Origin of the sequence: Streptomyces sp. NPDC059080 (assembly GCF_042739975.1) — a bacterium.
GTDB classification, from domain to species: Bacteria; Actinomycetota; Actinomycetes; order Streptomycetales; family Streptomycetaceae; genus Streptomyces; species Streptomyces benahoarensis.
The window spans coordinates 403764-415657 of sequence record NZ_JBHYGX010000001.1 but is presented as its reverse complement, the minus strand read 5'-3'; the positions used below and the strand labels follow the sequence as shown (position 1 = coordinate 415657).

11 protein-coding genes and 1 rRNA gene are annotated in these 11894 nt (G+C 73.0%); 3 read left to right on the top strand and 9 right to left on the bottom strand.

The annotated features are described in order from the left end of the window. The 4 genes from ACFWWQ_RS01295 to ACFWWQ_RS01280 form a co-directional block, all read right to left on the bottom strand. Positions 1 to 84 (bottom strand): 16S ribosomal RNA (locus tag ACFWWQ_RS01295); the annotation flags it as partial. A gap of 794 nt (positions 85 to 878) precedes the next feature. Next, positions 879 to 2021, bottom strand: coding sequence for an MBL fold metallo-hydrolase (locus tag ACFWWQ_RS01290; RefSeq protein ID WP_384588165.1), 1143 nt, complete (start codon positions 2019 to 2021; stop codon positions 879 to 881). A 330-nt stretch (positions 2022 to 2351) separates the two neighbouring features. Next, positions 2352 to 3236 (bottom strand): GNAT family N-acetyltransferase, encoded by an 885-nt coding sequence (locus ACFWWQ_RS01285; RefSeq protein WP_384588131.1) that lies wholly within the window; start codon positions 3234 to 3236, stop codon positions 2352 to 2354. 156 nt (positions 3237 to 3392) lie between these two features. Next, positions 3393 to 4787 carry an NAD(P)/FAD-dependent oxidoreductase gene (locus ACFWWQ_RS01280; RefSeq protein WP_384588128.1) on the bottom strand — a complete coding sequence of 465 codons (1395 nt, stop codon included), beginning with the start codon at positions 4785 to 4787 and terminating at the stop codon, positions 3393 to 3395. A gap of 312 nt (positions 4788 to 5099) precedes the next feature. On the opposite strand from ACFWWQ_RS01280, the gene ACFWWQ_RS01275 reads away from it, so the two are divergent. After that, positions 5100 to 6050: a carbohydrate kinase family protein gene (locus ACFWWQ_RS01275; protein ID WP_384588125.1), complete on the top strand. Its 951-nt coding sequence runs from the start codon at positions 5100 to 5102 to the stop codon at positions 6048 to 6050. A 31-nt stretch (positions 6051 to 6081) separates the two neighbouring features. On the opposite strand, the gene ACFWWQ_RS01270 is transcribed toward ACFWWQ_RS01275, so the two are convergent. The 3 genes from ACFWWQ_RS01270 to ACFWWQ_RS01260 are packed head-to-tail and all read right to left on the bottom strand — an operon-like array spanning position 6082 to position 8117. Then, complete coding sequence (locus tag ACFWWQ_RS01270; RefSeq protein WP_384588122.1) at positions 6082 to 6969, bottom strand: SAM-dependent methyltransferase; 888 nt, start codon at positions 6967 to 6969, stop codon at positions 6082 to 6084. Beyond that, entirely contained in the window at positions 6966 to 7244 is a 279-nt protein-coding gene (locus ACFWWQ_RS01265) for a DUF397 domain-containing protein (protein ID WP_384588119.1), read from the bottom strand. Before ACFWWQ_RS01265 ends, ACFWWQ_RS01270 begins: the two co-directional genes overlap by 4 nt. Before the next feature lie 3 nt (positions 7245 to 7247). Further along, positions 7248 to 8117, bottom strand: coding sequence for a helix-turn-helix domain-containing protein (locus tag ACFWWQ_RS01260; RefSeq protein WP_384588116.1), 870 nt, complete (start codon positions 8115 to 8117; stop codon positions 7248 to 7250). 135 nt (positions 8118 to 8252) lie between these two features. Between ACFWWQ_RS01260 and ACFWWQ_RS01255 the strand changes: the two genes are divergently transcribed. Then, on the top strand, positions 8253 to 8708 hold the full coding sequence (locus ACFWWQ_RS01255) for an ATP-binding protein (RefSeq protein WP_384588113.1): 456 nt from the start codon (positions 8253 to 8255) through the stop codon (positions 8706 to 8708). Positions 8709 to 8783: 75 nt separating this feature from the next. On the opposite strand, the gene ACFWWQ_RS01250 is transcribed toward ACFWWQ_RS01255, so the two are convergent. Continuing rightward, a complete protein-coding gene (locus ACFWWQ_RS01250; protein ID WP_384588110.1) occupies positions 8784 to 9584 on the bottom strand; it encodes an SGNH/GDSL hydrolase family protein in 801 nt (266 codons plus the stop codon). Positions 9585 to 9858: 274 nt separating this feature from the next. Between ACFWWQ_RS01250 and ACFWWQ_RS01245 the strand changes: the two genes are divergently transcribed. Continuing rightward, a complete protein-coding gene (locus tag ACFWWQ_RS01245) occupies positions 9859 to 10665 on the top strand; it encodes a tyrosine-protein phosphatase (protein WP_384588107.1) in 807 nt (268 codons plus the stop codon). Positions 10666 to 10687: 22 nt separating this feature from the next. Here the strand turns inward: ACFWWQ_RS01245 and ACFWWQ_RS01240 are convergent, their stop codons facing one another. After that, positions 10688 to 11872: a serpin family protein gene (locus ACFWWQ_RS01240; RefSeq protein ID WP_384588104.1), complete on the bottom strand. Its 1185-nt coding sequence runs from the start codon at positions 11870 to 11872 to the stop codon at positions 10688 to 10690. Positions 11873 to 11894: the final 22 nt, after the last annotated feature.

The window sequence follows — 11894 nt, the reverse complement described above, 5'->3', positions numbered from 1 at the left end:
ACCGAAGCGGTTTCATCGTTCGACTTGCATGTGTTAAGCACGCCGCCAGCGTTCGTCCTGAGCCAGGATCAAACTCTCCGTGAATGTTTCCCGGTCATCCGGGTTACACACACGGGAGCGGAACGAGCAACGGAATAGGTTGCTCGTTCACAGCGTCCTCGCTGTGTGTGCCACCGTCACCCGTGGGTGCGGTGGACTTTCAAAGGAACCTCGTCCCAGCGTGATGCTGGAGACGGGGTATCAACATATTTGGCGTTGACTTTTGGCACGCTGTTGAGTTCTCAAGGAACGGACGCTTCCTTTGTGCCTGTTTCACCAGGCTCTCCGGGCGCTTCCCTTCGGTCTTGCGTTTCCGACTCTATCAGATCCTTTCGGCCCTGATTTTCGCCGGTGCGGTCCGGCCTTTCGGCTTTTCCGCGGTTCCCACCTTACCAGATCCGCTGGGCGTTTCCGGCCCCCTGTTGGAGCGGGGTTGGCCTTCTTGCTTTCACTTTCCGGCCTTTCCGACTCTACCAGATCCGATTCGCTGCCGTTTCCGGTCCGAATTCGTTTCCGATTGCCCGTCGGAGGGGTTTGCCTCGGTCCGCTTACTTTCGTTTGCGGCGCCTTGGCGTGGTCACTACTTTAGCGGTTTTCCTCGGTGACGCATAATCACGTCGCGGTGTGAATTTCAGGCATGCCGAAATTCGTCCCGGTGAGGAGTCGCGCAGTAGTGGCGTGCCGCTCGGAGCGGCGGGATGGCTGCTGTGGGGCCTGTCGGCTCCGTGGCAACCCGAATAATCTACACGACCCCACGAGTGCGGCACGACGTGGGGCACATTCGGCCGGGAGACGCTCCAGCATCCGCACAACCTCGGTGAGGCCGTCCCCGATCCACATCACCGCTCGCCCGCGACATCGAGATCGCCGCTGCGCGTCTCGACCTCAGCCTCGGCGCTCCGGGGACGGCGCCACGGATGCGCGATCGGATAGGACACAGCCCGCCACCACGACTCCTCAGGCAGCCTCCCCGCAGGCTCGAACGGCTCACCAGGACACGGGAACGCCACCGCCTGGCCAACCTCCTCGGCCGCATCCTTCATCCACTCCGCCGGCTCCGCCCACGGGTGCAGGGCGAGGTTGAAGGTGCCCCAGTGGATTGGCAGCAGCACCCCGGCCGGAGCACCTCCCTGGAGGTCAAGGTGTGCTTGAACCCCCTGGGCAGGCGTCATGTGAATGTCCGGCCAGGCGCCGGGCAGCGGCGTATGGTCCGTGTGGTTCTTGGGCCAGAACTCGCTGTACGCGCCGACCTGAATCATGGTCAGGTCGAACGGGCCGTGGTGTTCGCCGATCGCGGCGAAGCCGGGGAAGTAGCCGGTGTCGCCGCTGTGGTGGATGCGGTGCTCGGGCCCGGCGACTGCCCAGGAGGCCCACAGGGTGTGCTGGGGACCGCGCAGGCCCCGGCCGCAGAAGTGCTGGGCGGGGGTGGCGGTGAGGGTCAGCTCGCCGACGCGGGTGGACTCGTGCCAGTCCAGCTCCGTGACGCGGGACGGCGGTACGCCCCAGAACTCCAGGTCGGCGCCGATGCCCAGGGGCACCACGAAGGCGGCTCCGGTGGCGGTCAGGGCCTGGATCGTCGCCATGTCGAGGTGGTCGTAGTGGTCGTGGGAGATCACCACGGCGTCGACGGGCCCCAGCGCGGCCAGCTCTACGGGGGCCGGGTGCAGCCTCTTGGGCCCGGCCCAGGCGAACGGCGAACAGCGCTCCCCCCACACCGGGTCGAAGAGCACCCGGTGGCCGTCGATCTCGGCGAGCACGCTGGAATGCCCCATCCAGGTGACGCGCAGCCCGGTCCGCGGCGGCCCGGTGGTCTCCCCCGGGGCCCGGCGGTGCACCGGTATCGGGCCGACGGGCGCGCGGCGCAGCCGTCCCTCGCGGTTCAGCTGCGAACGGGCCATCGGCAGCGCCGAGCCGTTCAGCAGCTGACGGGTCGGAGTCGGGTTGCGGAACTGGCCGTCAACGAACTGCGGCGACCGGCGCATCCTGGCCAGTCGCTCGCCGGTGGGCGCGGCGCCGAAGCTCGCGGGGCGCAGCGCGCGCCACGGCGTGCGGCGGGGGCGGGGACCGGTCACGGAACCTCCAATGTGGGGACGGTCGCCACGTTGAACGGCCCGGGCGGACCACAGGTTCCGCCCCCGGCCCACCCGGGGGCCACGGCACCCGGGCACTTCCACAGCCTCTCCCCACGCGAGGGGCGGCGCGACCTGCGGGGCGCGCGGACGGCGGCCCGTTGCCTTACGAGGCAGCGCCCCCGGAAGCGCGCCCCCTGAACGCCACTCAGCCCGAGCCCCGGTTCCGCCCCGGACCCCAGCTCACCCCCGCCCCTGGTCGTCCCCGACCCCCGCCAGGTCCGCCCCGCTGAACTCCACCACCACCCGATCCCTCACCGGCTCGTACCCCAGCCGCCGGTACAGCGCGTTCGCGGTCGGGTTGGCGAGGTCGGTGAAGAGCAGGACCTCGCGGGCACCGGCGTCGCGGGCCGCTTGGGACAGGGCCGCCGTCACGGCCCCGGCGTAGCCGCGTCCGCGCAGTTCGGGCGGGGTGTAGACGGGGGCGACGCGGGTGATGCCGTCCTCCGCGCCGGTGTGGGCGGCCATCGCCACGGGCCGTCCGCCGTCCTCCCAGAGCAGCACCCGGCCGTGCGCGATCCGGTCGTCGACCGTACGGGCGTCGCGCGGCGGGGCGGTTCCCGCGTCGGTGGCGAAGGCCGCGAACCACTCCAGGACGAGGGCGCGGTCGGCGGTGGTGGCCGGGCGGGCCGCACCCTGGGGGCCGGGGCGCGGGGGCCGGAGCGTGCCGAGGCGGTGGAGGCGGTTGCGTTCGCCGGTGCGGGTGGTGCCGCCGTGGTGGCGCAGCCAGGTGGCGGCGAAGGCGTCGGCGGCCACGAGGTCACCGCCGACGCCCGGGACGTGGTGTCCCTCCTCGGTCAGGGTGTCGGCCAGGGCGCTCGCGGCTCGTTCGGGCATTGCGGAGAGCAGCACCGGGCGCGGCGGCGTCCAGAGGAAGGCGGCGCCCACCTCCGCCGTCTCCCGCCACCAGCCGTACCGGGGTGGGTGGTCGCCGTATGCGTCGGCGCCGGTCGCGCGGACGGTCGCGGCGACGGAGAGGAGCATGGTGTGTGCCACGGGCCGGGCCCGCAGGAAGGCTCCGGCGGCCGCTTCGAAGGCGTCGGGATCCGCTGTCGTGGTCCAGGTCATGCCCGAGTCTCCTGCGGGGGCCGCCCGGGACGCACCGGATTTTCCGGAGCGCCCGCCGGCCTGCACCGTCACGTGCGAGGCCCGGGCGCCGGACCGTGGCGCGCCCCGAACCCCGTCCCCGTACGCCTGTGGTCCGCGCCCCGCCGGGCCCCGGATTCAGACCGTCTCGGCCGCCGTCGGCGGTGCGGGCAACGCGGGGCGGCGGGGCAGCAGGACGGTGCGGGCGGCTATCCGGGGGCTGAAGAGGCGGGGCAGCGGGGCGGTGAGGCAGAAGACGTCGCGGAAGGCGGCGCCCACGACCGGGTCGACGGCCGCGCGGGCCGCCAGCCGGTCGAGGTACCAGGACGTGAGCCGCTCCCCGGCCGACCGCTTCTCCTCGGCGTCGCGGAGGTAGGGCAGGTCGGCGCCGACCGCGGCGACCCATGCCGGATCGGTGACGGCGGCGACCTCCCGCTGCACCGTGGTAGCGATGTCCGGCAGCAGACCGCCGGTGCGCTCCAGGGTGTCGCGCAGCGCACGGGCGCCCAGGGCGGCGACCGACATGCCCTGGCCGTAGACGGGGTTGAAGGTGCAGTGCGCGTCCCCGAGGACGAGGAAACCCTGCGGCGAGGCGCCGGAACGCTCGTAGCGGCGACGGCGGTTGCGGGTGTCCTGGAAGCCGTGGACGGGGGTGAGCGGTTCGGCGCCGGAGACCAGGGAATGGAGGTACGGGTCGCCGACGGTGGCGCTGTAGGCAAGGAATCCTTCCGGTTCCGTGGGCGGATGGTCGCCGCGCATCCCGGCGAGGGTCAGCATCCAGACGCCGTCCTCGACGGGGAGGTAGCAGCCGCCGCGCGGGGAGCCCGGCCAGTTGGGCACGTTGACGCCGGTGTCCGGGGCGCGCCCGGGGCCGGGGCGGTACTGCCGGGTGGCGTAGCCGAGGCCGGTGTCGACGATCTCCTCCTGCGGGGCGGTCAGGCCCAGTTCGGCGTACCAGCGGGGCGCGCGGGAGCTGCGGCCCGAGGCGTCCACGACGAGTCCGGCGGTGAGGGTGCGCGGCGCGCCGCCGTCGCGGGGGCGGATCCGGACGCCGGTGACCCGCCCCGCGTCGCCGGTGAGCCCGACGGCCTCGGTGGCCTCCAGGACCGTCACGTGGGTGGTGGAGGCCGCGAACGCGGCCCGCGCCCGCTCGGTGACGACGGCGTCAAGCACCGGGCGGGTCACGCTGAGCATGTGGTGACGGCCTTCGTCGAACCGGCGGGGCCAGCCGGTGGGGGTGCGGGTGAGGAGGTCGCGTGGCAGGTCGAGGCGGTGGGCGCCCGCCTCGGTGAGCGCGGCGCAGCTGCCGGGCAGCAGGGCCTCCAAGGCGCGTTGGCCGCCGGTGATCAGGATGTGGAGGTGCCGCGCCTGGGGAACGCCCTTGCGGAAGTCGCGGTTCTCGGGGTAGCGGTCGCGTTCGATGACCGTGACGGTGTCGGCATGGCCCAACAGGGCGGTGGCGGCAAGCATTCCGGCCAGGCCGCCGCCGATCACGATCGCGTCCCGCGCGCCGCCGGTGTGCTGCTCTTCCATACCCGCTCCCCTCGGACGGCCGCCGGTCGGCCGCCCGCCGCAAGTGATCAACTGCGGCTCCGGCGCACAGACTTCAGCGCGCGCCGCACCTTGTCAACGCCCACGCGGCGCGCCCGGCGACATCCCCGTCCGGTCCCGGCGTCCCCGGGAACGCGGGCCGCCCACCACGCCGTCGTACACCTCTTCCCACCCCCACCACCGCTCCTCGCACCTGCACCTGACGCCCCGTTTTGCGGCATCTTGGGGCTAGAATCCGGCCTGCGGACGCGGCCTGTCCGCAGACCGCCGCCAGCCAGTGATGCAAGGACGCCTGTGACACATCAGCCGGGAACCGAGCCCTATGACGTCCTGGTCGTCGGCGGATCGGGGGTGGACACCGTCGTGCGGGTGCCCACCCTGCCGGTCCCCGCGGTCGACTCCCTTCCGGTGGACCCCATCCGGGAGTACGCGGGCCACACCGGTACCGGCGTCGCCCTGGGCTGCGCCGCGCTCAGGCTGCGCACCGGATTCGTCGACTTCCTCGGTGACGACCCACAGGGCGCGCTGATCCGGGAGCGACTGGCCGGCAGCGGCGTCGATTTCCGGCCGCTGATCTCCCCGCACGGCACCCGCCGTTCGGTGAACCTCGTCGCCCCGGACGGCCGCCGCACCTCCCTCCACGACGCCCGCGACCCGCTCGACCTGCGGATGCCGCCCGAGCACTACCTCCCCGCACTGCGCCGCGCCCGGCACGTCCATCTGTCGATCACCCACTTCGCGCGGTTCCTGTACGACGACATCGCCGCGCTGGGGCTGCCGGTCTCCACGGATCTGCACGACTGGGACGGACTCACCTGCCACCACAAGGAGTTCGCGTTCCGCTCCGATCTGGTGTTCCTCAGCACCGCCGGGGCGGGTGAGCGGATCGGGTCGGTGATGCGGGAGATCCTGCGGGAGGGCCGGGCGTCCGCGGTGATCGCGACGGCGGGTGCCGGGGGCGCGTACCTGCTCACCCCGGAGGACCGCACCCCGCGCCACGTCCCGGCGGCCGTGCCGCCCGGCCCGGTGGTGGACAGCAACGGCGCCGGAGACGCGTTCACCAGCGGGTTCCTCCACGGGCACCTCGCCGGGCTGGAGTTCGGGGAGTGCGCGCGCCGGGGCGCGCTCGCGGGCGCGCACGCCTGCGTCGCGCACGGGGCGCACAGCGCACCCCTGGACGCGGAGGCGCCGGCGGCGGCCGACGGGGAGCCGGAGTCCAGGGCGGCGGACACCGTTCCGGCCTGAGCGCGGGGCCCGGCGGCCGTCCCCCGCGCGGTCAGACCTTCCGGCCCATCGCCCCGTAGAAGATGGTGTTGTTCAGCTCCTCGGCGTCGGGGATCTCGCCGTCCGGGCGCCACAGCGGGACGCGGACGACACCGGGCTCCAGCAGCGTGAACGGCCCGAACAGCTCGGTAATCCGGGCCTTGGAGCGGAGGTTGAGGGTGGCGGTGGCGTTCTTGTAGACGTTGACGACGCCGTCGCGGGCGGTCACATCGACGCGTCCGCCGGGGAACCCCTCGTACGGCTCCTCGGTGGCGTGCGAGAGCACGAGGTGGCTGCCGGAGGGCAGCGCGTCGGCGAGGGCGGTGACGATGCCCGCCGGGTCCTCGTCCTCCCGGACGAAGTGCAGCACCGCGAGGAGCAGGACGGCCACCGGCCGGTCGAAGTCGATGAGCCGCCGTACGGTCGGGTGTGCCAGGACCGACCGTACGTCGCGGACGTCGCCGAGGGCGAAACCGGTGCGGTCGGCGTCGGTGAGGCGCGCCCCGGCGTGGGTGGCGACGATCGGGTCGTTGTCGACGTAGACGACCCGGGTGTCCGGGGCGCCGGCGCGGGCCACCTCGTGGGTGTGGGGCGAGGCGGGGAGGCCGGTACCGAGGTCGATGATCTGGCGGATGCCGCCGTCGACGAGGGTGCGGACCGCGCGCCCGAGGAACGCGCGGTTGGCACGGGCGCTGAGCCGGACCTGCGGGTGGACCTCGATGACGCGGTCCGCGGCGATCCGGTCGACCTCGTAGTTGTCGCGGCCGCCGAGGTAGTAGTCGTACATCCGGGCCGGGTGCGGGGTGCCGGTGTCGATCTCCTCGGGGCGGAAGCCGCCGTGGGCGGTGCCGCCGGGCAGCGGCGGACGCAGCGGCCTCCGGGCGATCTCCGCGTCGCTCATACCGTCCTCCGTTCGGGATGGCGGTACGGCCCGCTGGTCAGCAGGAAGTCGGCGTCACCGGCCTTGGCTCCCTCGATGAAGCTGACGATCTCGTGGTGGGTGTAGATCAGCGCGGGGCCGTCGGGGTCGGTGGACTGGCGCAGCGCGACGCGGCCGTCGCCCAGTCTCATCGCCTCGACGCACTCGCCGCCGTTGCCGCCGCTCCACGGCTTGTGCCAGCCGTCGGTGCCCAGTTCCTTGGCGGGCATGCCGTTGTAGATGCGTATGCGATCCATGGTTCAGATCTCCTTGCGAAAGCCACCCAGGGTGTCCTCGGTGGCGTGTGCCGGTGCGGCCTGCGCACACATCCGGTCGAGGGCCTCCAGGAACTGCGAGACGTCGTTGCGCTGGTCGAAGTACTGGGCTCCGACGAGGCTCTCCGCGTACGCGATGTCCGGCAGCTCCGGAATCGGGAAGCGGAAGATGTGGAACGGCCCGTACATCGCGGGGTGCGGGCCCGCGGCGAACGGGATGATCTGCAGCCGGACGTTGGGCAGCGCGGTGGCCTCCACGAGGCGGCCGATCTGGTCGCGCATCACCCGCGGGTCGTCGCCGATCGGGCGGCGGAGGACGGTTTCGTCCATGACCACCCACAGCGTCGGCGCGTTCTCGCGGGTGAGCAGGGACTGCCGCTCCATGCGCAGCGCAACGCTGCGGTCGATGTCGTCGTCGCAGGCGTGCGGCATCCCGGCGCGCAGCACCGCCCGCGCGTACTCCTCGGTCTGCAGCAGCCCGGGGACGTACGCGGGCTGGTAGCCGCGGATGAGGTTCGCCTCGCTCTCCAGGCTGACGTAGGCGCTGAACCAGTCGGGCAGCACATCGCGGAAGCGGTGCCACCAGCCGGGGCGGTTGGCCTCGCGAGCCAGGGAGACGAAGCCTTCGATCTCGGTGGCGTCGGCGATGCCGTAGGTGGCCAGCAGCTTCTCCACGTACGGGATCTTGAGGCCGACCTCGGCCTTCTCCATCCGCCGTACCGTCGCATGAGTGACATCGAGGGCCGCGGCGGCCTGCTCGAAGGAGAGGCCGGCCTTCTCACGCAGGTCCTGCAACCGCTTCCCGAGCACCACCCGCAGGACGGTCGGCGCCCCGCCCGACCGTGCTTCCACCACGTCCGATTCCCTTCTGCCTGCTTCCGGGCAGCAGTGTGTCATGCCGTCAGTTACGCGAACAGACTGCATAATTCGATTCTGTAATTTGCAGATTGATCCTTGCCATCGATCACCGGCTTCACACATAGTTGCGTAGTGCCTTCCTCCAGCAACGCCCCCTCGTTGGCGCTCAGCGGCCTCGCCGCCGGGCGCCGGGACGCGTTCCATCTGCCGGCGCGCCGGGCCTCCGTCCCCGAGGCGCGGCGGCGCGTCACCGCGCTGCTGGACTCCTGGGGCACCGGCCAAGACGTCCGCGACGACGTGGAGTTGGTGGCCTGCGAGCTGTTCACCAACGCGGTACGGCACGCCGCCGGCGAGCGGGTCGGCTGCGAGCTGTCGCTGCACGCCGGATACGTACGGATAGCCGTCACCGACGAGGGCGGGCCGGGCGCGTCGGCGCCGCGGGTGCGGCCGGGCAGCGTGGACAAGGAGTGCGGCCGCGGCCTCTTCCTGGTCGGCGCGCTCTCCCGGAACTGGGGCACCCGGCCCGACGAGCGCGGCGGCGGCCGGGTGGTGTGGGCCGAGGTCCCGCGCGACGGCGCCACCGGCTGACTCCGGGCGGCGCGGCCCGCAACACGACGGCGGCCCCGGATCCCTTCGCGGGAATCCGGGGCCGTCGTGGTCGCCCTACAGGGGCAGCAGGTCCGGGCGCTTCGGCTCGACGTGGTCGCCGGAGGACTCACCGCGCAACCGGCGGCCGATCCAGGGCACCAGGTGTTCGCGCGCCCAGTGGATGTTGTCGCGGCGCGCGGCGGCGGCCGACCGCTCCGCCTCCGGGGGCCAGGGCTGGTCCGGATCGGCCGGGACCTGGAGGCCGAGCACCTGACCGGCACGGAGCGCGACCCGGGTGTGGCCGTCGGCGGACAGGTGCAGCCGGTCGTCGCTCCAGGCGCGCCGGTCCTGGACGGACTTGAGCGACCAGAGGTCGAGGACCGGGCAGCCGTGCCGGTCGGCGATGGCGCGGACATGCGCGGTGTACGTCGCGATCTTGCCGCGCAGATGCTTGAGAACGGGCATGCCGCGGGTGTCGAAGCCGGTGCAGAGCAGGACCGTGCCGACGCTCTCGCGCAGGTCCGCGACGGCCGCCTCGTACCGCTCGGCGACGTCGTCCGGGTCGGAGCCGGGCCGCAGGATGTCGTTGCCGCCCGCGCAGAAGGTCACCAGCCCGGGGGCGAGCTCCTTGGCGCGGGGCACCTGCTCCTCGACGATCTGGTCCAGGAGCCGGCCGCGGACCGCGAGGTTGGCGTAGCGGAATTCGCCCTCCGCGCGCTGGTCCGAGAGGAGAACCGCGAGGCGGTCCGCCCAACCGATGTACGCCCCGTCACGACCCGGATCCCCGACTCCCTCGGTGAAGCTGTCCCCGACGGATGCGTACGACCCGATGGCGCGCACGGCGCCGCTGCTGATGTGTTTCGAATCGTCTCCCACGTCAGGACATACTTCACCGCGAGAAGTGACCTACGCCACCGTAACCAGGGGTTGACGGGGGGTGATTAACACCACCCGGTCAAATTCTCTTCAAGTTGGAATACACAACGATCGCCAGGTGTCACCGAAAAGCAGCCCGCCATATCGACATCGGGCATCTCCCGGGCCGGAAGCGTCACTTCCCACCATGGTTGCCTACGGCACCTGTGTCGTATCGTCGGGAACGGCCACGTCTCGCCGGCGACCGCGCCGGCGGCCGAACCGAGGAGCGCCCGTGACGCAGACGCCGCAGGTCCCACCGGCTGATTCCCCCCTCGTGGAGGTCCGCAACTTCCGCGACGTGGGCGGGTTGCCGACCGTGGACGGACGGCGGGTACGGGCGGGGCGGCTGTTCCGCAGCGGCCATCTCGCGCATGCGACCGACGCCGACACGGCGTTCCTCGGGGGCCTCGGCCTCCACACGGTCTTCGACTTCCGCAACGCCTCGGACATCTCCCTCGAAGGCCCCGACGTGACGCTCCCCGGCGTACGGAACGTCAACATCCCGCTGACCGACCCGGCCGACGGCGCGGAATTCTGGACCATGGTCCGCGACGGCGCGCTGGACCAGCTGCGGCACATACTCGGCGACGGCAAAGCGGCGGCCCGGATGGCCCGGAGCTACCGCCACATCATCACCACCCGCACCGCCGACCACAGCCGACTGCTGCACGCCCTCGCCGAGGACAGCATGCCCGCCCTGCTGCACTGCGCCGCCGGTAAGGACCGCGCCGGACTCTCGGTCGCCGTGACGCTGCTCGCCGTCGGCGTCGAGCGGGAGGCGATCGAGGCCGACTACCTCAAGTCGAACGACCCGCACCGGCGCTACAAGATCCGCCGCTCGGACAACTCCCCCGCCGCGATGTCCCCCGAGGTCATGGAGCTGCTGTCGCCGCTGTTCGGCGCCGACGCCGCCTACCTCACGGCCGCCTACGACGCGATCGCCGCGACCTGGGGCTCGACCGAGACCTACCTCACCGAGGGGCTGGGCCTGACCCCCGACGTCCGCGAGCGGCTCCGCGATCGGCTCCTGGAAAGCTGAACCCCGCGCCCGTACCCGGCCGTCACACCGCCGGGTACGGATCGGGGTCGGTGACCCACCCGGCGACCGGCACCAGACCGCTCGCCCGGTGCACCGCCAGAAAGCCGAACGGCCGCGTGAAGCGCGCCGTCACCAGCCGGGAGCGGAGCGGCGGCGGCTGCACCATCCCCGCCGCGCGCATCCCGATCGCGGTGACCGCCGCCGCCCGGAAGCCGAGCGGCCCGAACGTCGCCGTCGCCGTCTGCCGCGCCGCGGACACCGCGAGCGGCCGCGTGGCGATCCCCGGGAAGTGCCCCGCCGACGCCCGGACCGCGGCGCCGAGCCCGAACACCTCGGGCCACCGCAGCAGATCATGGTCGGCGTCGACGGTCCACCGCGCGGTGCTCAGCTCCGTCAGCGGGCGGCCGTGCGGGGACGGAACCGAGGAGAGCGCGAGCCCCGGACCGTTGCCTTCCGCCCCGGGCACCACCGGATACGCCCCGCCCAGCGCCGCCACCCCGTGCGCCAGCACCGCAGCGCCCGGCAGCCGCTCCGGGCCGAGCAGCAGATGCACGTCGAGGCCGCCCGTGCCCGCGACCCGCGCGTCGGTCACCGGCCCGTCCGGGGTGGTGTGCACCCGCAGCCCCGCGTCACCCTCCGTACGGCGGTACAGCTCCGTCAGCGTCCGCCCCGCCCACGGGCCCTCGGCGGGGCGCACCGGGCGCTCGGCGAACGGCGTCTCCCAGGTGGTGCGCAGCAGCAGCGCGCTCGCCAGCACCAGCAGCGTCCCGGGGCCCACCGTCACCGGCATCCGCTCGATCATCCCGTCGGTGCCGCGCCGCGCCCAGGCGTCCAGCGCCGCGCGGTCGGCCGCCGCTTCGCCGGTCAGCTCGCCGAGTGCGCCCTCCGGCAGCCGCGCGCGCCACTCCGGGCACAGCGCCACGGAGCGGGCGGCCCACACCCCGGCGGCCGCCGCCGTACCGTCCATCGCGTCCACCGTGGCGAGCAGTGCGCGGGCCTCGTCCATCGCGTGCTCCGGGGCGGTGCCGAGGGCAGCGGACAGCTCCGCGCGGGCCCGGCCCGCGGCCGGGGTGGCGAGCAGCGCGAGCAGCGGCCAGACCCCGGCGGCGGCCAGGACCGTGCCCCGCTCCCCCACAGCCGCCCGCGCCCAGCGGGCCGTCATCGCGTTGACGGCCCGCACCGTGGTGTCGTCGCTCTTCGGCGTCATGCTCCCCTTCCGTGCGCCACCC